Origin of the sequence: Streptomyces sp. N50, assembly GCF_033335955.1 — a bacterium.
Taxonomy (GTDB): Bacteria; Actinomycetota; Actinomycetes; order Streptomycetales; family Streptomycetaceae; genus Streptomyces.
Genome location: NZ_CP137549.1, coordinates 9611628 through 9632144, shown reverse-complemented (window position 1 = coordinate 9632144; position 20517 = coordinate 9611628). Strand labels below are relative to the sequence as shown.

Below are 20517 nucleotides of genomic sequence, written 5' to 3'. Positions count from 1 at the left end.
GTGGGTGAATCCCCTTACGCGGTGGGGTCGTTGGCGTACTCGCGCGCCCAGCGGTAGCCATCCGTGTCGTCGCCCATGACATCCGGGGTGAGGCCCATCCACGCGAGTGCGCCGGGCAGGTCCATGGGCTGGATGTCGCCGCCGATGAACCGGTCGACGACCGTGCGGTGGCCCGCGTACCGCTCGGGTTCCTGCTCGAAGCACCACTTGGAGATCTCGCTGTCGAAGTGGTGGATCCGGCCGTCGCGGACGAGGGAGACGGGGTTGAGCCGCTCACGCGACATCGCGGTGCCGAGGGGCAGTTGGGTGACGCTGCACAGCGCGGGGAGGGTCTCGGGGAGGGTGCGGTCGATGTGTCCGGCGTTGATGTTCCGGATGACCTCGTCCCACAGGACGCCCCAATTCTCCTCCCACTGGGGGTACTTGTCGTTCAGCCAGGCCCGTTCGTCCTTCGAGACTCCGGCGCTGGTGTTCCAGAAGAGGGTGGGCCGGTAGAACCACAGGCCGAGTTGCATCGCGTGCTGGCCGTTGTCGAGGGAGTGGAGGAAGTCGTCCCAGTACCACGGGCGCTTCAACCCGTAGTCCTCCAGCACCCGTTCGTGCTGGTCGACGATCCATTCCAGCATGAACTCCTTGTAGGACATCTTCCGTTTGTCGAGCGGCGTGTAGTAGTCCATCGCCGGTCCGGTGAGGGTCTGGAAAATGCGGGAGGCGCGCCAGAACGCCACGTCGACGATCCGCTGGGCGCGCTGCGGATCGTGGGCCATCACCACTTCCAGGGTCGGGAAGCCCTGTTGGGCGTGGCGGGCCTCGTCGGTCTGGATGGAGGAGAGCAGGTTCGACCAGTTGACGTCGCCGGCGGCCATCGCGTCGGAGGCGAGGGCGACGAACTGGATGTTGCTGAAGCCGTGTTCGAGGGTCAGGTTGGAGGCGAGGCAGGCCTCCACGCAGTCGGCGCCCAGCATGATGTCGTCGAAGAGGCTCTTCGCCGCGATGACGGCCCACTGATTGGTGTGGTACGCCTTCTGCGCCCAGTCGAAACGGGTGTCGTGTTTCAGCAGGGCGTGCGAGAAGCGCAGGCTGAGCTGGGTGTGCCGGGTCTCGTCGAGCAGTCCGAACACGCCGAGGTTGCGCCACTTCGGGGAGGGTGCGAAGCGGCAGAACCGGCTCTGCATGGTGACGGCCATGTACTCGACCATCGTGATCAGCCCCATGTGCATCTGCGAGGCGGCGACATGGGAGGCGGGCAACTGGTCGTAACTCCCGGCCCGCTGAAGGGCGTTGCTCACCGCCTTGACCCCGGACTCCTTCTCCCGCTGGACGCGCACGTAGTCCCGGTACGAGACACGGAACGGCTCCTCCCAGGCGTCCCACGCGTCCTCGGGGATGCCCTCGGCGCCGGTCCACTCCGGGGGAAAGGCGGCGGCGCGGTCCACGTACGAGAAGGTCCAGTCGAGGTCGCGCGAGGTCTCGTACCAGTCGTCCTGGGTGAGAAGCATGCGGATCACATCCTGATGGAATGGTGCGCGGGCTGCCTCGTAGCCGCATTTTCCACCGGCATACCACCCACTGCCAGCAGAACGGGACACATGTCCGACAATCGCCTATTGCCCATTGCCCTGACGCTACGTCAGGACCGCTCCGCACAGAGCGACTTGGAAACTCCGCCGCCCTCACGACAACCTCCCGCGAGGGCCGCCCCGTTACCTGTACGTGCACCCCAACCTTTCCACGACCTCATCCCACGAACGCCCTCCCCGGAGGCAGTTCGCCCTGTCGGCGCTCGTCGCGACCGCGGTCGCCGCCCTGCTGGCCGGCTGCTCCTCCTCGACGGACCCCACGGTCGCGAAGGCGGTCGGCGCGGCCTCGACGGCGAAGTCGGGGGCGGGGGCGTCGAGTTCGGCGGGCCCCTCCGGGGAGAGCAGGCCGCTCTACTCGTACAAGAAGGCCGTACGGGAGACCGTCTGGGTCGACACCGGACGCGACGACGACCGCGACGGGAAGAGCGACCGGGTGGCCGTCGACATCGTGCGCCCCGCCGAACCCGCCGCCAAGGGCCGGAAGATACCGGTCATCCTGGAGGCGAGTCCGTACTACTCCTGCTGCGGCCGCGGCAACGAGAGCCAGAAGAAGACCTACGACGCCAAGGGCCATCCGGCCGGTTTCCCGCTCTTCTACGACAACTACTTCGTCCCGCGCGGTTACGCCTTCGTCGCCGTCGACCTCCCCGGCACCGGCCGCTCCGACGGCTGCACGGACGCCGGCGGACCCATCGACATCCAGTCCACGAAGACGGTCGTCGACTGGCTCAACGGCCGCGCCCACGCCTACACCACGCACACCGGCACCACCCCCGCGAAGGCGGACTGGACCAACGGCAACACCGGGATGATCGGCAAGAGTTGGGACGGCAGCATCGCCAACGGGGTGGCCGCGACCGGCGTGCGGGGCCTGAAGACGATCGTCCCGATCAGCTCCATCTCCTCCTGGTACGACGCCTACTTCTCCCAGGGAGCCGGGCTGGTCGGCAACGCGCCCACGCCCGGCGCGCTGATCCGTACGGTCGAGAGCGAGGCCGCCGGCGCCCGCTGCGCCGCCGTGAACAAGCCGCTCGGCGACGCGGCCGCCAAGTCCGGTGACTGGTCGGCGATATGGGCCGAACGCGACTATGTGGCGGACGCGAAGAAGGTGACGGCGAGCGTCTTCGTCGTGCACGGCCAACAGGACCTCACCGTCCGCACCAAGAACTTCGGCCAGTGGTGGGACGCGCTCGCGAAGAACGGTGTCGAGCGCAAGATCTGGCTCTCCCAGACCGGCCACGTCGACCCCTTCGACTACCGCCGTACGCAGTGGGTGGACACCCTGCACCGCTGGTTCGACCACGCGCTCCTCGGCTACGACAACGGGATCGACCGCGCGCCGATGGCCGACATCGAGCGGACCCCGGACCACTGGACCACGGACGCCCTCTGGCCGCCGAAGTCCACAACTCCCGTGAGCCTCAGCCCCGTTCAGGGCGCACAGGCGGGCGTGGGCACGCTCAGCACGAAACCGGGAAGCGGCGGGAGCGAGACCTTCACCGACGCCACGGCGAAGTCCGAACTCGACTGGGCCGCGCACATCGACCAGCCGACCGGTGAGAAGGCGGGCTTCGTCACCCAGCCCCTCACGAAACCACTGCGCGTCTCCGGCGCCTCGCAGGTGACCCTCACCGCCACCTCGACGACGGCGACCGCGGACCTGTCGGCGGTCCTCGTCGACCTGGGCCCGGCCACCATCCGGGCCTACGACACCGGCGGTCTGGGCGTCTCCACGGTCTCCGGAACGTCCTGCTGGGGCGCGAACTCGGCGCAGGACAGCGGCTGTTACAAGAAGACGGCCGCCAAGACGAAGCACGTCACGAGCACCGTCTTCAGCCGGGGCTGGGCGGCACTGGGCACCGCCGCCGACGCGCACAGGGTCCAGCCGCTCACGCCCGGCAAGCCGTACAGCCTCACCCTCACGCTCGCGAGCGTCGACCACGTCGTCCCCGCCGGGCATCGGCTGGCCCTGATCGTCGCGGGCACCGACTGGGGCATCGCCACCCGCGCGGCCGACCGGCCGACGATCACTGTCGATCTGGCACACACGTCCCTAAGCCTGCCGGTCGTCGGTCAACCCGGCCTGCCCGCCCCGTAGTCAGCGGGACAACGGACCCGGCGGAGGGCCGGTACGCCGGGGATTCCTGCTGGGAGGTCCTGCCTCCCAGCAGGGAGGAAACCAGTCGTGGCACCGGCACCGTTCACCGACGCATGCTGGCTGTCCGATGAACCACAACCGTCCCGGAACGGGCCCCCTCACCGTCACCGTCCTCGTCTTCCCGGGCGTCCGGCTGCTCGATGTGACCGGCCCGATCGAGGTGTTCGCGTCGGCAGGCGAGTTCGGCGGGCGCTATCGGGTGCGGCTCGTGTCCGAGGACGGCACCGGGGTGATCACCTCCTCCGGGACCCGCATCGGCGCCGACCTCGCCGTGGACGACGTACGCGAGCCGTACGACGTCCTCGTGGTCCCGGGCGGCCCGGAATGGGAGACGGCGATCAAGGACGAGACCCTCCTGGACGCGGTACGGCGGCTGCACGGCATGGCGCGTTGCACGGCGTCGGTGTGCACCGGCGCGTTCCTGCTGGCTGCGGCCGGGCTGCTCCGAGGGCGTCGGGCCGTGACGCACTGGCGGCAGTCCCGGCAACTGGCCGTGCGTTTCCCGTCCGTGCGGGTCCAGCCGGACGCGATCTTCGTGCGGGACGGCCCGATGATGACCTCGGCGGGCGTCTCGGCCGGTATCGATCTCTCCCTGGCGCTCGTCGAGGAGCACTTCGGTGCGGAGGTCGCGCGGGCGGTCGCCAAGGACATGGTCGTCTTCATGCGACGCCCGGGAGGACAGTCGCAGTTCAGCGTCCGCTCCCAACTCCCTTACTCCCGGCTGGAGATGCTCCGGCGGCTACTGGACGCGGTCGCCGCGGACCCCGGCGCCGAGCACACACTGGCCGCCATGTCCCGCCGGGCGGGCGTCAGCGTCCGCCATATGAGCCGGCTCTTCGAGGAGGAGCTGGGGACGACCCGGCCCGGTATGTGGAGCGGGTCCGGCTGGAGGCGGCCCAGGTGCTGCTGGAGACCGGTGACGATTCCCTGCCGGTGGTGGCGCGGCGCACCGGGTTCGGTTCGGCCGAGTCGCTCCGGAGGGCGTTCGTACGGCACTTGGGGGTGACGCCGGGTGTGTTCCGGACGAGCTTCCGGACGACCCGTACGGGCACGGACACGGACACCGACTCGAGTACGGCTATCACGCACACAGAACAGGACAGGCAGGCATGACCCCGAACGACCACCTCCAGCTCGACTGCTTCCAGCCGGAACTCGTCGTCATCCCGTGCGGCAGCCGCAAACTGGACCGGCCCGCACGTGCCGCCGACCTGTACACCGGCTCGTACCACCGCGCCTGCCGCCAGGCCGCCGACGCGCTGCGACCGGAGCGGCTGCTGATCCTCTCCGCGCGGTACGGCCTGCTCGGCCTCGACGACGTGGTCGAGCCGTACGACACCCCGCACGGCGGGTCGGACGCCGTGACGTCCCAACTCGTCCTGGAACAGGCGACGTCGCGCGGCATCGTGCTTCTCGACCCGGTCGTCGCCCTCGGCGGCGCCCGGCACGTCGGCCTCGTCCACTCCGTCTGGCCGCACGCCCTCACCCCGCTGGCCGGAACCCGCGGCATGGGCGAACAGATGGCCCGCCTCGCGGCACTGCGCAAGGGCGCGGTCAACTAGCCCGCTCAGCCAGGGGAGTTGCTCAGTTCACGGGGCGCCGAAAGCGCGGTCCGGCGACGTGGCGCAGGGATCCGCCGGCCACCACGATCCAGGCCGGCACGAGCAGCGCGTAGAACACGACGGCCGGCCAGACGAACAACACCGAACCGGTGCGCGCGGCAAGGGAGTTGGTGGCGGTCACCAGCGCGCCGAACGGGAAGATGAACGACCACCAGGTGGGCGCGAACGGCAGCCCGGCACGGATCGTCCGTGCGGTCAGGGCGGTGGCGAGCGCCAGCCACAGCAGGGCGAAGCCCCACACCAGGACTCCGCCCAGCAGCGCGAGGGCCTCGGCGCCCCGGGCATAGAGCGCGGGCAGTGCGCTCGGTGCCGCCGTGGCCAGCGCGCCGAGCGCGGTCACCGCCTGGCCCAGGGCTCCGAGGCCGATCCACACCGTGGGCACCATGGCGCCGGTGGGCGCGTCGTGGTGCACGAGGCGGCCGTAGAGGATGGTCAGGACGAGCAGGGCGGCGACGAGGCCGAGGCCGAGCATCGCGTAGCAGGCGAGGAGCAGGGCGAGCCGGAGTTGACCGGGCGGGGTGTACGGGACGAGGAGGGCGCCGGTCGCGGCGGAGACCATCGGGGGCACGATCGGCATCAGCCAGCCGCCGAACGCCGCGTCCGGCGCGAAGCGGTGCCGGGTGACCATCAGGTACGGCACCATGCACGCGGTGGCGAGGCCGAGTGCGGTGCCGAGCGACCACAGCACCCGGTCCACGTCCAGCGCCGCGTCGAGCCCGATCACCCGTCGGCCGAGCAGCAGCGCTCCGGCGCCGACCGTGAGCAGGGCCATCGGCGGTGCGCCGAAGAACTGCGCCACGACCGGATCCGCCGCGTGCGACCGCAGCGCCCGGTCCCGGACGTATCCGACGGCCAGCAGGACCAGCAGCAGCACGGCGCCGGCCCAGACGACCGTGGCGGCGGTCCGCAGCCCGGGGAGGCTCCGCGGGAGGGTGACCGCCGCGTCGGCGACGATGCCGGTGCCCATCACGGCCGCGAACCAACTGGGGCTGAGCGGTGGGCGGGTTGTGCTGGGGGGCGTGGGCGGGGATGTGGAGCTGATCATGGGCCCAACGTAGGGCGGGGTGGGGGTGGTGTGGTCGGTCGTGTCCTGATGCGAGGGAGGCTTGGCGGATATCGAGGGGACGGCCGAGTCCGCGGGCAACGTCGGTGTCTCCCGGCGCGTCCGTCCCGCGTGAACCGATCCGTCCCGGGTAGGAAACGGGCTCGGACGTGGCCGGACGAACGGTCACGCCGTGCGCGAAGGGACGGTTGGGACATGGCGTTGGAACAGGCCGCCGAGGACGCGGTGGACGCGCTCGTCGTGAACGACGGGCGGGTGCTGCTGGTGGATGTGCAGGGTGGCTGGAGCCTGCCGTCCGGTATTCCCGAGGAGGCCGAGACGGCGCAGGCCGCCGCCGCGCGGGCGGTGTACGAACTCACCGGTTTCCTGGTGGACGGAACGAGCCTTCTGGAGTCCGGGGCCGGGGGTGCGGCGGCCGTGGTGTGCCAGCTGCTGAGCGACGATCCGTCGGGGGAGGCTCAGCTCACCGCGGGGCAGCTGCGCTGGGCGTCGTTCGCCGATGCCATCGGCGTCGGGCTGCCGGCGGCCGTGCGCACCTACCTGGAGGGTCATACCCCCGTGTAGGAAACACCGGCTCCCGTGCGTGGTACCACTGGTACCGTGGACGTCATGCCGAACACGCCGAAGGCCATGAACCTCCGCTTCCGAGACCCCCGGCAGCGCGCGGCCATCGAGGCCGCCGCCAAGCAGGCCGGGGTCAGCCTGCAGGAGTACATCCTCTCGGCCGCCTACGCTCGCGCGACGGCCGTCGAGGAGCGGTTCCTCGACGGCTTCAAGGAGTCGATGGCGCGCAGTGGCGCGGCGTTCGCGGCCGAGCCCGGCAGCGCTGATCCCAGCGCGGAGCAGCGGGCGGCCGAGGCGGACGCCCTTCGTGAACTCGAGCGCCAGGAGCAGGGGCACGCCGCGTGACCGAGCCCGAACCACCGCTCGCGCTCGACGTCACCTTCCTGCTGCACGCCGCCGAACTGCTGGACCGCGATCCCCAGGTCGACGACTACGGCCCGCTCTACGCCGCTGCCGCCCGGGTGGACGCCCGCGCGATGGAGCGCGACATCTACGGCTCCCTCCACCTCAAGGCGGCGGCGCTGCTGCAGACCCTGGCGAAGCTGCCGTGCCTGGAGCACTCGAACGAGGCCTTCGCCTGGCACGCCACCGAGGCCTACCTGATCCTCAACGGGCGTCGCCTCGACTACCCGCCCAAGGCGGCCGTGGCACTCGTCCGCGACACCGCGTCCGGGGAACTGGGCCTGGCCCGGATCGCCCGTCAGCTCCGCGACTGGACCACCGCCTGAGCGCACGAGGCCTTCGGCCCTCAGGCCGTCGCCTTCCGGATGCGGGCGAGCAGCGTCCGTAGCTGCGCCCGGTCCTCCGCGTCCAGCTCCGCCGTCGCCTCCGCGAGCGCGAGGCCGTCGATCTCCTCCGCCTCGCGGTGGCACTCCCGGCCCTTGTCGGTGAGGCGCAGCAGGAACGCGCGGCGGTCGTGCGGATGGCGGACGCGCTCCACCAGTCCGTCGCGTTCCAGGCTGTCGACGATGCTGGTCGTGGTCCGTGCCGCGACCCCGGTCATCTCGCTCAAGTCCCGCATACGGAGGGGCTGTTCGGCGTGCGCGAGCATCCGCAGGGCGCGCAGTCTCGCGACCGAGGCCCCGCCCGCGCGCAGCCGGGTCTCGACGAACTGGCGCAGCTGGTGCGTCGTCTCGTAGAGCTCGTCGACCAGGATGTCGCTGCTGCCGTGCACTGCCATGGCGTTCCCCGTTCCGTGGTGAGGGCCGATTGTACGAGCCCCGGGCGGCTTCAATGAGCACCCACATAGTGAGTATGCTCAGCATGTGCTGCCGTTCCGACGCCCTCCCGTCCCCCTCGCCCCTCACCTTCGCTCTCCGGACCTCCGCCGGCTCCGCCTCCGCCGCCCCGGCCAGCGTCTCGTCGTCCCCGTGATGTGCGTCTGCGTGACGTTCATAGCCATCGTCGACGGAGCGATCACGACCGTCGCGCTCCCGTCGATCGCGCGCCAGTTCCACCTGACGACGGCCGCCCTGGACGGGGTGGTCGTGGTCTATCCGGTCTGCCTGGCCATGGCCATCCCCGCCTCCGCCTGGCTGGTCGAACGGTTCGGCGCCAAGCGGGTGCTGCTCACCGCCCTCGGCGCCTTCCTCGTCTCGTCACTGCTGTGCGGCGCGGCGGCCGGCCTCGGTCAGCTCGTCGCCTCCCGCGCGGTGCAGGGCCTGTCCGCCGGAGTGCTCTTCCCGGCCGCGTCCTCGCTGCTCTTCAGCACCTTCAACTCCTGGGAGCAGGTGCGGATCTCGCGGTACATGATCATCCCGCAGCAGATCGCCCCGGCCGCCGCGCCGATGCTCGGCGGCCTGCTGGTGGACCATCTGTCGTGGCGCTGGGTGTTCTACGTCAACCTGCCGCTGGGCCTGCCCGCCGTGGTGTTCGGCGCGTTGTTCCTCGCCGGGCACCGCGGCCACCGACCCGGCCGATTCGACCTCACCGGGCTGCTGTTGAGCGCGGCGGCCATGGGCGGGGTGATGTTCGGCGTCTGCGAGGGCCCCAACCGCGGCTGGTCCTCCCCCTCCGTCGTCACCGCCCTCGCGCTCGGCGCGGTGCTGCTCGCCGCCGCCATCGCCTTCGAACTGCGCGTCTCCGAACCGCTGTTGAAGCTACGGCTCTTCGCGGACCGGCTCTTCCGGGACACCAACCTGATCAACCTGGTGGGCCTGGTGCCGATCCTCGGCGCGATGTACCTCGGGCCGCTCTTCCTCCAGCAGGGGCAGGGCCGCTCCGCGCTGGAGTCCGGCACGAGCACCTTCCCCGAGGCGTTCGGTGTCCTGCTGACCGTCCAGGTCGCCGGGATCCTCTACTCCAGGGTCGGCCCCCGCGTCATCATCGGCTCGGGCCTGGCCATGGTGAGCGCGGTCCTGCTGCACCTCGCCACCTGCGACCAGGACACCGGCCTGTGGACCTTCCGCGGCTACATGTTCCTGCTCGGCATCGGCATGGGCGGCGTCTTCATGCCGACCACGGTGGCCTCGCTGGCGACCCTCTCCCGCAAGGACCTGGCCCAGGCGTCCACTCTCAACACGGTCGTACGGCAGACCGGCGGCGCCTTCGCACCGGCGGCGGTGACCACGGCCCTGGTCCTGAGCACCCCGCCGGCAGCCGCGGCGAATCCGCCCATCTCGGCCTACCAGCATGCCTACTTGACCCTGGCCGCCCTCGCCGCCGCGACCGCCGTCTTCGCCTTCACGATCCCCGACGGAGCGGCCCGCGCCGCCGCGCGAGGCACCACCGCGTCGGGCGGCGGGAACGGTCCGGCCCGGCTACGACACCACGAGGAGGCGCACTGACCGGCACGGCGCCGGCCGCACCCCTCACCGACCGACCGGCGAAGTCGACCAGGATTCCCTGGAGTTGAGCACGGCGGTCGTGCACCCGGCGAGCTCCTTGTACCCCTGCGACACAGCCGTCGCACGCTCGACGGGCACCGGGCCGCCGATCTCCTCGGCCAGGGCGATGATCTTCTCGGGACCCAACTCGCGGTTGGCCAGCACCAGTTGGTTCAGCGGCTCGCGGCGCAGGCTCTCGTACCGCTCCAGAGCCCGTACCGGATCGTCGTGCCGCGAGAGCGTCCAGGCCAGGACACGCGCGTCGACGATCGACTGGGAGCCGCCGTTCATGCCCATGGGGTACATCGGGTGGGCGGCGTCGCCGACCAGGGTCACCCGGCCGAAACTCCAGCGCGGCAGCGGGTCCCGGTCCACCATCGGGTACTCGTGGATGTCGGTGGAGCCGCGGATCAGCTCGGGCAGGTCGACCCAGGGCAGCTCCCACCCGGACAGCCCGGCCAGCGCCTCGTCCGTCGGGACCGGACGGTTGGAGCGGTCGGGTCCCTCGCCGGACTCCGGTCGGCGGATCTCCAGCACCCAGTTCATCAGCGTGGGTCCGCCCTCCACCGCCGGGTCGGCGACAGGGTAGGCGACGAACTTGTCCCCGGGGCGACCGCCGGCCACCACGATCGCCCGCCCGCCGAGGATGTGCGGGTACCGGCTCATGCCCCGCCACATCCGCACGCCGTTCCCGCGCGGAGGCCCCTCGCCGGGATGGAGTTGGGCCCGCAGCCGGGAGTCGATGCCGTCGGCGCCGACGAGGACGTCGGCCTCGATCACGACGGGCGCTCCGGTGCGCCGGTCCACGAAGTGCGCTGCCACGCCTGGCTCTTGACGCTCGAACGGCTCTTGGTGACCAGGGCGTTCACAGCGCTCGAAGCCTTCGAAGGCCATGCCGGTGCGGACGGCGTCGGGCCCGATGCGGGTGCGGACCGCGTCGAGTAGCAGCATCTGCAACTTGCCGCGGTGGACGGAGTATTGGGGCCACCGGTAACCGGCCGCCAGACCGAGCGGCTCCTCCCAGATCCGGCGTCCCCGACGGTCGCAGTAGACCAGCCGTTCCGGCGGCAGCGCGATGGCGTCCAGGGCGTCGCCGAGTCCCAGTTCGGTGAGTTCGCGTACGGCGTGGGGAAGCAGGTTGATGCCGACGCCGACCGCGTGCAGTTCGCGGGCGGACTCGCGGACGAGCGGAGTCAGCCCTGCGGCGTGCAGGCTCAGGGCGGTGACGAGACCGGCGACTCCGCCGCCCACCACGACGATCTTCACGTGTTCTCCCTTGCGTTCAGGGCCCTACGGCCGCGCCAACTCGGCCTGGCCAGTCGGCTGTTGGGCAGGCGCGAGAAGAACGGCTCTCAGTCGCGGACGCCGCCGCCAGCTTATCCGGAGGAATCTCCTCCAGGTAAGGTGATGTTGTTGCGCGGCGGCTTTGATCCCGCTCGGAACAGCACCGTCCGTCACGGATCAGACGCCAGAGAGGGCACCCCGATGACTCACCGGAACAGCCGGGACCACTTATCGCGGAGCGTCACCGAGGCCGTCGGCCAGGCCCAACTCGTCCATGTGGCGCGGGAGGTGGCGTCGGTCGTCTCGGCCCACGTCGAACAGACCGAGCAGCAGCGGACGTTGGCCGAGCCGAGCGCCAAGGCCCTGCGCGAGGCCGGGCTGTTCACCCTCGGCACGCCGCGCCGCTACGGCGGCCACGGCGCCGGTGTGCGCACGGCGGTCGACGTGTGCGCCGAGCTGGCCGCGGGATGCGCGTCGAGTTCCTGGCTCGTCGGCATCGCGTACGGGGCCGCGCTGTTCGCCTCCCAACTGCCCGACGCCGTCCGCACCGCGGTCTGGGAGGCGGAGCCCGCTGCCCTGCTCTGCGGGGCCGCCAATCCGTCCGGTTCGGTCACGGCGGTACCCGGCGGCCTCGAACTCAGCGGGCGGTGGCCGTGGATATCCGGCATCGACCATGCGGCCTGGGTGCTGCTGGGCATCGTCCGGGAGGACCGCGGCCGGCCGGAGCGGGGGCTGGCCCTGGTCCCCGCGTCCGAGCTGACCGTGGCGGACACCTGGCACATGGCCGGCATGCGCGGCACCGGCAGCCGGACGGCGCTGGCGCGGCAACTCTTCGTCCCCGACGAGCGGTTCGTGTCGTTCGCCGAGATCGCCGAGGGCATCGGCGTCCAGCGGCACCCGGGCGAGGCCCGGGTCGTCTTCCCGCTCTCCATCAATCTGCCGCTGGTCGGCACGGGCGTAGGCATCGCCCGCGGCGCTCTGGAACTGGTCGTCCGGGACCTCGCGGGCGGAAAGCGGTCGGTCTCTCCGCTGCACGCCCATACGGCGGAGGCAGCTCCTCACCAGCTGAACGTCGCCCAGGCCGCCACGCTGATCGACACCGCCAGACTGCACGTACGGCGCGCGGCCGACGAGATCGACGAGGCCGCACGCGAGGGACGGCGCCCCGACCTGGAGACCCGGGCACGGCTGAGGATGGACGGCAGCCACGCGATGCGCTGCGCCCGCGACGCGGTGAGTCTCCTCCTCGACACGGCCGGCGCGGGCAGCTTCTCCGACGACTCACCGCTGCAACGCGCCTGGCGCGACATCGGGACGGCCTCCCGCCACGCGGCGCTGAGCGTCGAGACCAGCCGGGAACTCTACGGCCGCGTCCTGCTGGGCCGGTCCCTCCCCCACACCGACGTCGTCTGATCCTCGAACCGACATACCGACGTGCCGACATATCGGTGTACCGACACACAGACGTCGTCCGATACCGGCACCCCACAACGAAGGAGACCCGAACCGGTGGGTGCGCCCCGACCGTCAGCAGACCCGACCCGCCCGGCAGCGGACCGCAAGGTCGCCCTGGTGACCGGCGCGGCCCGCGGCATCGGTGCCGCGATCGCCGCCGAACTGCACCGCCGCGGCCTGCGCGTGGCACTGCTGGACCAGGACGACACCGGCGCGCGGGCCCTGGCCAACTCCCTTGATCCTCAAGGGGATTCGGCCATCGCGGTGCGCGCCGACGTCATCGACCCCGAGGGCACCGAGCGCGCGGTGCGGGCGGTGTCCTCGGCGTGGCGCAGCCCCGACGTGCTGGTCAACAACGCGGCGCGTACGGCACCCGGCTCCGTGTGGGACGTCGATCTCGACGAGTGGGACGCCCTCATGGCCACCAATCTGCGCAGCGTCCTCGTCCTCACCCGCCTCTGCGCCCCGGCGATGCGGGAGCGCGGCTGGGGCCGGGTCATCAATCTCGCGTCGCTCGCGGGGCAGCAGGGCGGACTGGTCGCCGGCCCGCACTACGCGGCGGCGAAAGCGGGCGTCCTGGTGCTGACCAAGGTCTTCGCCCAGGAACTCGCTCCCCACGGCGTCACCGTCAACGCCGTCGCTCCCGCGGCCGTACAGACGCCCGTGATGGACGATCTCCCCGCCGAGGCGTTGCGCCGCGCCGCCGACCGTATCCCCGTGGGCAGGTTCGGGCGGCCGGAGGAAGTGGCCTCCCTCGTGGGGCATCTGGCCGGGGAGGACACCGGTTACATCACCGGCGCCACGCTCGACGTCAACGGCGGCCTGTTCATGAGATGACATTGGGGGGCGGGCGTAAAGTTCCGAGGTCGGAAGGGAGAGGCGCATGGACGGGGACGGGCTTGCTGTGTCGCGTCCGGCCGAGACGCTCATCGGCCGTGATCACGACCTCGGGCTGGTCCGGGGCTTCGTCGACGAGGCCATGGTCGCCGGCGGGGCGCTGCTGCTGTCCGGGGACGCCGGAGTCGGCAAGACGGTGTTGCTGGACGCCGCGGCCCGACAGGCTCGCGACGCGGGCGCCCGGGTCGTGCGGGCCGCCGGTGTGGAGTTCGAGAGCGCGATCAGTTTCGCGGGTCTCCACCAGGTTCTCCAGCCGCTGCTGTCCGGACTCGACCGTCTGACCGACCCGTACCGCACCGCCCTGAGCGTCGCGCTGGGCCTGGACCAGGGCGCGCCCTCCGATCAACTGCTGCTGTCGAACGCGGCGTTGACCCTCCTCGTCCAAGCCGCCGAGGAGCGCCCCTTGCTGGTGATCGTCGACGATCTCCCGTGGCTGGACCGCGCCAGCGCCGTGATCCTCGGCTTCGTCGCCCGCCGCCTCGCCGGCAGCCGGGTCGGCCTCCTCGGCGCCTACCGCTCCGGAGAAGGAAGCTTCTTCGAACGCGGCGGAGTCCCCCATCACGACGTACGGCCTCTCGACACGACGGCCGCCGCGGCGCTGATCCAGGCGCACACCCCGACCCTGGCCCCGCGCGTACGCGAGCGCCTGCTGGCGGAGGCGCGGGGCAACCCGCTCGCCCTGCTCGAACTGCCCGACGCGCTCACCGCCCCGCAGCGCTCCGGAGCCGCGGTGCCCGAGCTGCTGCCGCTGAGCCGCCGCCTCCAGGCCGTGTTCGCGTCCCGCGTCGAGACACTGCCCGCGTCGACCCGCCTGCTCCTCCTGTACGCGGTCCTGGACGGCACCGGCGATCTGCGCGTCCTCACGTCGGCCACGTCCGAGCGGACCGGCATGGAGGACCTGGCGCCCGCCGAGCGGGCCGGACTCGTGGACGCGACCACCGGCCGGCTGGTGTTCCGCCATCCCCTCACGCGCTCCGCCGTCGTGGAACTCACCACCAGCGAGCAGCGCCGCGAGGTGCACCACGCCCTGGCGGAGTACTGGTCCGACCGCCCCGAGCGACGCGCCTGGCACCTCGCCCACGCCACGGTCGAGCCCACCGAGGAGGTCGCGAGCCTGCTGGAGGCGGTGGCGCGTGACACCGTGCGGCGCGGTGACGCGGGCGGTGCCATCGCCGCGCTGCTGCGCGCCGCGGAGTTGAGCCCGCGCGGCTACGAGCGCAGCCGCCGGATCGCCGAGGCGGCCTATCTCGGCGCGGATCTGACCGGCGATCTGCGCGATGTGCCCCGGCTGCTCGAAGAGGCCCGCCTTGCCGACGGCGGACGGGCGGGACCGTTGGTCGCCGCGGTCGCCGCCGCGCACCACATCCTCCTCAGCGGCGAGGGCGACCTGGACACCGCCCACCGGCTGCTCGTCGGCGCGATCGACATGCAGCACCAGCCGTACGACGCCGCCGATCCCACCATGATCGACGCGCTGTACACCCTCGCCTGGCTGTGCCAGAGCAGTCAGCGCACGGAACTGTGGAAGCCGCTGCACCGGGCGCTCGGCCTGCTGAAACCGGGGATCCCGGACCAACTCGCCCTGACCCTCAGCACGATGGCCGACCCGGCGCGCACGGCACCGCCCGCGCTCGGCAGACTCGACGAGGCGATCGCCTCCCTCGACCAGGAGGCCGACCCGGTCAGGATCATCCGGCTCGCCATGACCTCCCTGTACGTCGACCGGTTGCCGGCGTGCAGGACGGCGCTGCGGCGCGTGCTCCGCGACGGACGGGACAACAGCTCGCTCACCGTGGAGATCCAGGGGCTGGTGTACCTGGGCCGGGACCATTTCGCGGCAGGTGAGTGGGACGAGTTGGAGGCGCAGGCCGCGCAGGGCCGGGATCTGGGCGAAGCCCACAGCTACCAGCTGCTGTCGACGGAGTTCCTGTACCAACGCGCGCTGGTCGCCGCCGCCCGGGGCGACGAGACCGCCGTCAAGGCCCTCACGGACGAGATGACCCTGTGGGCGACACCACGCGGTGTCGGCTCCTATCTGTCGTGCGCGTCGCATGCGCGGGCACTCGCCGCGCTCGGCCAGGGCCGGTTCGAGGATGCCTACCGGCACGCGTGCGCCATCAGCCCCGCGGGGGAACTCGCCTCGCACGTCCCGCCGGCCCTGTTCGTCGTCATGGATCTCGTCGAGGCCGCGGTCAGAACGGGCCGCGCCTCGGAGGCAACAGCCCACGCTGCGGCGGCACTTGACGCGGGTATCGCCGCGATCTCGCCCCGGCTGGCCCTGCTCGTGAAGGCCTCCGCGGCGATCGCGGCCGCGGACCAGGAAGCGCTCGGCCTGTTCGAGGAGGCGCTCGCCGTGCCCGGCACCGAGCGCTGGCCCTTCGAGCTGGCCCGGGTCCGGCTCGCCCACGGCGAACGCCTCCGGCGGGTGAAGGCCACGACCCAGGCGCGCGCCCAACTCGCCGACGCCATCGAGACGTTCGAGCGACTCGGTGCCCGCCCCTGGACAGCGCGGGCGGGCAACGAGCTGCGGGCGACCGGCCTGTCCGTGGGAACCACCGGAGTCACCGGACCGGCGTCACTGACACCCCAGCAACGGGAGATCGCCCTCCTCGCGGCGGCCGGTCTCACCAACAAGCAGATCGCCGAACGCCTCTTCCTCTCCCCACGCACCGTCGCCGCCCACCTGCGCCAGCTCTTCCCGAAGCTGGGCGTGGCCTCCCGCGCCGCGCTGCGCGACGCGCTGGCGGACCTGCCGCCCGACTAGATCGGCGGGGGCACTCAGAAGATGCCCTGCCCCGGAACCAGGATCCCCTTCGGGTCGTACGTCTTCCTGGCCTCGGCGAACCGCTTCCACACCGGCCCGAAGTGCCGCTTCCAGTCGGCGTGTCGGAAGGGGATCGAGCCGACCGGGTACTGGGTACCGCCGGCCGCCTGGACCGTCTCGTACGCGGACCGGTTGGCGGCCAGCAGCCGTCGCACGGTCGCCGTGTCCTCGGGCGGCGCGGCGCGCAGGACCGCGAACAGGTAGGGCATCGGGTCGTCGGGCATGCGGAGCAGCGGGGTGTGGAGGTGTTCGCGGAGCAGCGGGTACAGGAGGACGACGCCGGGTCCGAGGTCGGCCGGGGTCAGCGCCTCCAGCAGCGCGCCGGCCACCTCGGCGGTCCTACGGCCCGGCATGACCAGGTTGAGCCACGGGTGGGCGTAGGCCCACAGCCCCGCTTCCTTCAGCGCGGCGACGGAGGCGGCCAGCCGGTCGAGGAAGTCGTAGTACGCGAGGTCGGTGATCTGCGCGCCGGACGTGACGTAACGCAGCCCCCGCAGGAGGGCCGCGTCGTCGGGGGTGTCCCCCACCGGCGGCCCGTAGGCGACGGCTTCGATGGCGAACTGGTTGAAGGCCCCGGCGGTGTCCGCGCCGACCTGGCCCTCCAGATAGGCGAACCGCCCCTCGGTGGCGAGGAGTTGCTGGTCATCGAGGAAGGTCTGGAGGTCGTCGTACGGCAGGAGGTAGTGCCGTACCGTCTCCGGGGCCGGGACCAGGCGCAGGGTGGCGCCGACGATCACCGCGCACTGGCCCAGACCGGCGAGCACGGCGTGGAAGAGGTCCGGGTGGCGGGTCGGGGAGCAGCGGAGCAACTCCCCTGCTCCGGTGACGACTTCGAGTTCGAGGACGTTGTCGACCTGCGCGCCCTGCTGGTGGCTCTGGCCGCCCAGGCCACCGACGGAGAGGGTGCCGCCGACGGAGAGTTCGAGGTAGTCGGTGAAGACGGGCGGGGTCAGGCCGTGGGCGATCGCCGCCTTGGCGACGTCGCTCCACTTGGCGCCCGCGCCGACCGTGACGCGTGAACTCCCCGTCCGTACCTGGCCGATGGAGGCGAGCGGCTCGGTCTCGATGATCAGGCCGCCCTCGACCTGCGCCTGTCCGTTCGTCCCGTGGCCCTGTCCGCGCGGGGCCACGCGGAGCCCGTGCAGATTGCAGAACCGCACCATCGCGACGACGTCCCGCACGGAGCCGGGCCGCAGCACCGCGGCCGGACGCCGGTGCACGATGTGCCCGAAGTCGTCCGCGTCGGCGGTGAGTGAGGCGTCGTCGGTGTGGAGCGTCCCGTCCAGGTGCGGGAGACCGCTCAGTTCTCCGCCGGAGTCGGTCACCGCCCAGCTCCGGGAGAAGGGATCGAAGCCGATCACCACGGCTGAGCCTGCGACCAGGCCGCGCAGAGCGGTGCGTCGAGACGGGGTGCGGGGCATGTGGTCCTCCTGAGACCGTCCGTCAAACGATCAACGACGGCTCAGTCTAGGCATGTTGGGGTGCGGAGAAGAGTTCCGTCCCGGCGCGTTCCCCGACCGGTTCGGCACGTGCCGCGGCGACCTGACCTTGCTGGTTCCGCACGAGACAGAACGCAATGCGCACAAAGAAGGCGCATTCCATACACCCCTGAAATTCACTTCTTTGCGGCGAAGTCGAATCCAGGCACTGCGGTGAAGGAAAACAACGAAAAAACGGCATTCATCGTTCCGCTATTGGAGATTCACCTCCGGCTGATCAACTGCGGTCTCACTCCGCAGCCGATTCGACAACAACCGGAGGACAGAAAGCATGACCGGAAAAACTCTTGTTTCCGCCGTCAGGGCTCTGGCACTCGCCTCACTCGTCACCGGCCTCATGACATTCGCACCGAACGCGAACGCCCAAACGCAGGCAGATCACCCTTCCCGTGACGTTCCGGTGGCAGCAGGGCCGAGCGGTGCCGCGTCGCAGAAAATAGCCGACAGCCTGGGAGACTCCCGCACGGCTGGAATATACCTCGACCGCGACAGACAGAGATTCGTCGTCACCGTCACCGACAGCAAGGCCGCGGAAGCGGTCAAGGAAGCCGGCGCCATTCCGGAGCGGGTCACGTACGACACCGCATACCTGGACTCGATCAAGCAGAAGCTCGACGACACCTTCAGAACACCCGGAACGATGTGGGGCGTAGATGTCCCGGCCAACCAGGTGGTCATCCACGCGGACAGCACCGTCAGCGACGCGGACTTCACCGAACTGAGTGAATTCATCGCACCGTACGGCGACGCCGCACATATCGTGCGCATCGCAGGAGAAACCACGGAAACGACATCTCCCATCAACGGGGGTGATTACATCCAGAACGGCACGGTTGCGTGCTCGTACGGGTTCACCGTACGCAGCAAGGCCAACCCCGAGTACAAATCGATCCTCACCGCAGGACATTGCACCATTGAAGGAGGAAACGACTGGTTCAAGTCGGACGGCACCTACATCGGCTACACGACGGGGCACTACTTCTCGGACGGGAACGATTTTGGCCTGATCCGCGCCTATAACACCAGCGAGGTGACCTACTACGGGAACGTGGAGGCTCAGAACGGCGAAGCCCAGGACATCACCTACTCGCGCGACAGCGCGCTCGGGGAAAGCGTCTGTGCCTCCGGGTTCACCAGCAAGTACGGCTGCGGCACCGTGGAATTCAAGAATCAGACGATCACCTACAGCGACGGTCACCAGATCACAGGCATGGACGTGACGAGTATCTGCCGCGCGGGCGGCGACAGCGGTGGACCCCTCTTTGCCGGCGACGCCGCGCTCGGCATTCTTTCGGGAGGGAACAGCAGCACGTGCTTCAGCTACTACCAGCCGGTGAACGAGGCACTGGCCTGGTACGGAGTGGAAGTCGTCTGATCACCTGACCCCGCACCGCGCCTCGATCCCTGCGACCGCCAGAGGCAGTCCCGCATCGAAGTGCCGGTCGCAGTCCTCGAAGATCTCCGCGCCCGCCGCAAGGCCGACAGAGGGAAATCGGCCTTCCGGCGGGCGCCGTCGTCCACGTCACAGCAAAGACCGTCGCGGTACTAGTCGTCGCCCTGGCTACCCGAGTTCAGGCCCCGCCGCCGCTTCTTGGCGGAGCTGCGCAGCAGTTCGCTCGCGGTGAGGGTCACGGTCGCCACGACACGGGCCCAGCGGGGCCCGCCGCGCTCGGCCCAGAACACACATGCGCATCCGCCGACGACGAGGACCAGGACACCGAGCAGCACTGCGACGATCATGTTTCCCACCCCGTGGTTCGTACGGTCCGGTGACGCGTACGTTCCCGGTGATCCTCTCAGGCGCGGACGCGTCGGCCCGGGTCACCCCTCCCGCATCCACGCCCGCGTGCCGAACGAGGCGCAGGCCCGTGAGGCCACGACGGCCGCCGCGCGCAGTGCCTCGGCGAAACCCTGCGAGGTCAGGCGGTCCCCCGCGAGGTGGTACGCGAGCGCACCGTGCAGGACGTCGCCCGCACCCAGCGTGTCCGCCACCTTCACCGACGGCACGTCCACCGTGCCTTCGCCGCCCGGGCCCGCCCATACGACGGGGTCCGCTCCCCCGCTCACCGCCGACCAGACGACCCCGCGTTCCCGCAGGAAGCGCAGCGTGTCCGCCGGTGTGCTCGTGCCGGGTGGATGGAAGTCGGCCGAGCAGACGGCCACGTCGATGAACGGCAGCAGGTCCTGGGTGCCGGGCCTCCAACTGCCGCCGTCGAAAAGGGTCTTGCGGCCGAGGGCACGCGCGGAGCGGGCCGCGGCGACGGCCAGTTCCATGTGGTGGCCGTCGAACTCGACGATGTCGCAGGCCGACAGCAGCGTGTCGAGGCCGTCGGGCGGGACGAGCCGGTGCGCCGTCGCGTTGGTCGAGGCGACGGCGCGTTCTCCGGTGGACACGGTCACCAGGACGGAGGAGACCGCGGGCGGCCGCACCGAGTCGGCGGCCAGGTCGGAGACGGTCACGCCCAGCGCGTCCAGGTCGGCCGCGACCCCAACTCCCAACGGGTGGGCGCCGATTGCCGTCAGGAGCGTGGCCGAGCCGCCCAAGTGGCCGAAGGCAACAGCCGCGTTGGCCGCCGGGCCGCCCGCGGCGACGACCTGGTCCCGAGCGGTGAGTTTCTCGTTCGAACCGGGTGCGTGGTCCACCAGCTGGATGACGTCCAGGGTGCACAGACCGACGAACAGTCCTGCGGGGCGCCCTCTCTCCACCGACAGCCTCCTCGCGCCATTTACTAACAATTGGTTGAGC

The 20517-nt window shown here is 70.9% G+C and carries 19 protein-coding genes; 12 read left to right on the top strand and 7 right to left on the bottom strand.

Annotated features, from left to right (window positions below):
• Positions 1 to 14: 14 nt before the first annotated feature.
• Positions 15 to 1499: a toluene monooxygenase gene (locus R2B38_RS42705; protein WP_318021181.1), complete on the bottom strand. Its 1485-nt coding sequence runs from the start codon at positions 1497 to 1499 to the stop codon at positions 15 to 17.
• 310 nt (positions 1500 to 1809) lie between these two features.
• Between R2B38_RS42705 and R2B38_RS42700 the strand changes: the two genes are divergently transcribed.
• The 4 genes from R2B38_RS42700 to R2B38_RS42685 all read left to right on the top strand — a co-directional run bounded on the left by R2B38_RS42700 (position 1810) and on the right by R2B38_RS42685 (position 5300).
• The gene (locus tag R2B38_RS42700; protein WP_411978612.1) at positions 1810 to 3678 is read left to right on the top strand and encodes a Xaa-Pro dipeptidyl-peptidase; all 1869 of its coding nucleotides are present in this window, start codon (positions 1810 to 1812) and stop codon (positions 3676 to 3678) included.
• Positions 3679 to 3805: 127 nt separating this feature from the next.
• A complete protein-coding gene (locus tag R2B38_RS42695) occupies positions 3806 to 4744 on the top strand; it encodes an AraC family transcriptional regulator (RefSeq protein ID WP_318021179.1) in 939 nt (312 codons plus the stop codon).
• Complete coding sequence (locus R2B38_RS42690; RefSeq protein WP_318021933.1) at positions 4645 to 4851, top strand: hypothetical protein; 207 nt, start codon at positions 4645 to 4647, stop codon at positions 4849 to 4851. The genes R2B38_RS42695 and R2B38_RS42690 overlap by 100 nt, the downstream gene beginning before the upstream one ends.
• Positions 4848 to 5300: a DUF6884 domain-containing protein gene (locus R2B38_RS42685; RefSeq protein ID WP_318021178.1), complete on the top strand. Its 453-nt coding sequence runs from the start codon at positions 4848 to 4850 to the stop codon at positions 5298 to 5300. The genes R2B38_RS42690 and R2B38_RS42685 overlap by 4 nt, the downstream gene beginning before the upstream one ends.
• A 22-nt stretch (positions 5301 to 5322) precedes the next feature.
• On the opposite strand, the gene R2B38_RS42680 is transcribed toward R2B38_RS42685, so the two are convergent.
• Positions 5323 to 6405 (bottom strand): TDT family transporter, encoded by a 1083-nt coding sequence (locus tag R2B38_RS42680; protein ID WP_318021177.1) that lies wholly within the window; start codon positions 6403 to 6405, stop codon positions 5323 to 5325.
• A gap of 213 nt (positions 6406 to 6618) precedes the next feature.
• On the opposite strand from R2B38_RS42680, the gene R2B38_RS42675 reads away from it, so the two are divergent.
• From R2B38_RS42675 to R2B38_RS42665, 3 genes are read left to right on the top strand one after another with little or no spacing between them, the layout of a single operon-like run.
• A complete protein-coding gene (locus tag R2B38_RS42675; RefSeq protein ID WP_318021176.1) occupies positions 6619 to 6987 on the top strand; it encodes an NUDIX domain-containing protein in 369 nt (122 codons plus the stop codon).
• 45 nt (positions 6988 to 7032) lie between these two features.
• Positions 7033 to 7332: a DUF1778 domain-containing protein gene (locus tag R2B38_RS42670; RefSeq protein ID WP_318021174.1), complete on the top strand. Its 300-nt coding sequence runs from the start codon at positions 7033 to 7035 to the stop codon at positions 7330 to 7332.
• Positions 7329 to 7715, top strand: coding sequence for a fic family toxin-antitoxin system, toxin component (locus R2B38_RS42665; RefSeq protein ID WP_318021173.1), 387 nt, complete (start codon positions 7329 to 7331; stop codon positions 7713 to 7715). Before R2B38_RS42670 ends, R2B38_RS42665 begins: the two co-directional genes overlap by 4 nt.
• A gap of 20 nt (positions 7716 to 7735) precedes the next feature.
• Here R2B38_RS42665 and R2B38_RS42660 read toward each other — a convergent pair whose 3' ends face one another.
• Positions 7736 to 8167 (bottom strand): MarR family winged helix-turn-helix transcriptional regulator, encoded by a 432-nt coding sequence (locus R2B38_RS42660; protein ID WP_033279810.1) that lies wholly within the window; start codon positions 8165 to 8167, stop codon positions 7736 to 7738.
• Positions 8168 to 8372: 205 nt separating this feature from the next.
• On the opposite strand from R2B38_RS42660, the gene R2B38_RS42655 reads away from it, so the two are divergent.
• Positions 8373 to 9773, top strand: coding sequence for a DHA2 family efflux MFS transporter permease subunit (locus R2B38_RS42655; protein ID WP_411978542.1), 1401 nt, complete (start codon positions 8373 to 8375; stop codon positions 9771 to 9773).
• Between the two features lie 24 nt (positions 9774 to 9797).
• Here R2B38_RS42655 and R2B38_RS42650 read toward each other — a convergent pair whose 3' ends face one another.
• Positions 9798 to 11078, bottom strand: coding sequence for an FAD-dependent monooxygenase (locus R2B38_RS42650; RefSeq protein WP_318021172.1), 1281 nt, complete (start codon positions 11076 to 11078; stop codon positions 9798 to 9800).
• A 219-nt stretch (positions 11079 to 11297) separates the two neighbouring features.
• Between R2B38_RS42650 and R2B38_RS42645 the strand changes: the two genes are divergently transcribed.
• From R2B38_RS42645 to R2B38_RS42635, 3 genes are all read left to right on the top strand, one after another.
• Positions 11298 to 12509 carry an acyl-CoA dehydrogenase family protein gene (locus R2B38_RS42645; RefSeq protein ID WP_318021171.1) on the top strand — a complete coding sequence of 404 codons (1212 nt, stop codon included), beginning with the start codon at positions 11298 to 11300 and terminating at the stop codon, positions 12507 to 12509.
• Positions 12510 to 12605: 96 nt separating this feature from the next.
• Entirely contained in the window at positions 12606 to 13388 is a 783-nt protein-coding gene (locus tag R2B38_RS42640) for an SDR family NAD(P)-dependent oxidoreductase (RefSeq protein WP_318021170.1), read from the top strand.
• Between the two features lie 46 nt (positions 13389 to 13434).
• Positions 13435 to 16212, top strand: a complete 2778-nt coding sequence (locus tag R2B38_RS42635; protein WP_318021169.1) for an ATP-binding protein — start codon at positions 13435 to 13437, stop codon at positions 16210 to 16212.
• A 14-nt stretch (positions 16213 to 16226) separates the two neighbouring features.
• Here R2B38_RS42635 and R2B38_RS42630 read toward each other — a convergent pair whose 3' ends face one another.
• Positions 16227 to 17693 carry an FAD-binding protein gene (locus R2B38_RS42630; RefSeq protein WP_318021168.1) on the bottom strand — a complete coding sequence of 489 codons (1467 nt, stop codon included), beginning with the start codon at positions 17691 to 17693 and terminating at the stop codon, positions 16227 to 16229.
• Positions 17694 to 18042: 349 nt separating this feature from the next.
• Here R2B38_RS42630 and R2B38_RS42625 point away from each other — a divergent pair, with 349 nt between their 5' ends.
• Positions 18043 to 19146, top strand: a complete 1104-nt coding sequence (locus R2B38_RS42625; RefSeq protein ID WP_318021167.1) for a S1 family peptidase — start codon at positions 18043 to 18045, stop codon at positions 19144 to 19146.
• A gap of 170 nt (positions 19147 to 19316) precedes the next feature.
• Here the strand turns inward: R2B38_RS42625 and R2B38_RS42620 are convergent, their stop codons facing one another.
• Both R2B38_RS42620 and R2B38_RS42615 read right to left on the bottom strand, forming a co-directional pair.
• On the bottom strand, positions 19317 to 19511 hold the full coding sequence (locus R2B38_RS42620; protein WP_318021166.1) for a hypothetical protein: 195 nt from the start codon (positions 19509 to 19511) through the stop codon (positions 19317 to 19319).
• A gap of 81 nt (positions 19512 to 19592) precedes the next feature.
• Complete coding sequence (locus R2B38_RS42615) at positions 19593 to 20477, bottom strand: PfkB family carbohydrate kinase (RefSeq protein WP_318021165.1); 885 nt, start codon at positions 20475 to 20477, stop codon at positions 19593 to 19595.
• Positions 20478 to 20517 lie beyond the last annotated feature (40 nt).

Excerpts from the sequence above, each read along its gene's own strand:
- R2B38_RS42705 (WP_318021181.1), bottom strand. The coding sequence starts at position 1,499 with ATGCTTCTCACCCAGGACGACTGGTACGAGACCTCGCGCGACCTCGAC.
- R2B38_RS42695 (WP_318021179.1), top strand. The coding sequence starts at position 3,806 with ATGAACCACAACCGTCCCGGAACGGGCCCCCTCACCGTCACCGTCCTC.
- R2B38_RS42685 (WP_318021178.1), top strand. The coding sequence starts at position 4,848 with ATGACCCCGAACGACCACCTCCAGCTCGACTGCTTCCAGCCGGAACTC.
- R2B38_RS42680 (WP_318021177.1), bottom strand. The coding sequence starts at position 6,405 with ATGATCAGCTCCACATCCCCGCCCACGCCCCCCAGCACAACCCGCCCA.
- R2B38_RS42675 (WP_318021176.1), top strand. The coding sequence starts at position 6,619 with ATGGCGTTGGAACAGGCCGCCGAGGACGCGGTGGACGCGCTCGTCGTG.
- R2B38_RS42670 (WP_318021174.1), top strand. The coding sequence starts at position 7,033 with ATGCCGAACACGCCGAAGGCCATGAACCTCCGCTTCCGAGACCCCCGG.
- R2B38_RS42660 (WP_033279810.1), bottom strand. The coding sequence starts at position 8,167 with ATGGCAGTGCACGGCAGCAGCGACATCCTGGTCGACGAGCTCTACGAG.
- R2B38_RS42645 (WP_318021171.1), top strand. The coding sequence starts at position 11,298 with ATGACTCACCGGAACAGCCGGGACCACTTATCGCGGAGCGTCACCGAG.
- R2B38_RS42635 (WP_318021169.1), top strand. The coding sequence starts at position 13,435 with ATGGACGGGGACGGGCTTGCTGTGTCGCGTCCGGCCGAGACGCTCATC.
- R2B38_RS42630 (WP_318021168.1), bottom strand. The coding sequence starts at position 17,693 with ATGCCCCGCACCCCGTCTCGACGCACCGCTCTGCGCGGCCTGGTCGCA.
- R2B38_RS42625 (WP_318021167.1), top strand. The coding sequence starts at position 18,043 with ATGACCGGAAAAACTCTTGTTTCCGCCGTCAGGGCTCTGGCACTCGCC.
- R2B38_RS42620 (WP_318021166.1), bottom strand. The coding sequence starts at position 19,511 with ATGATCGTCGCAGTGCTGCTCGGTGTCCTGGTCCTCGTCGTCGGCGGA.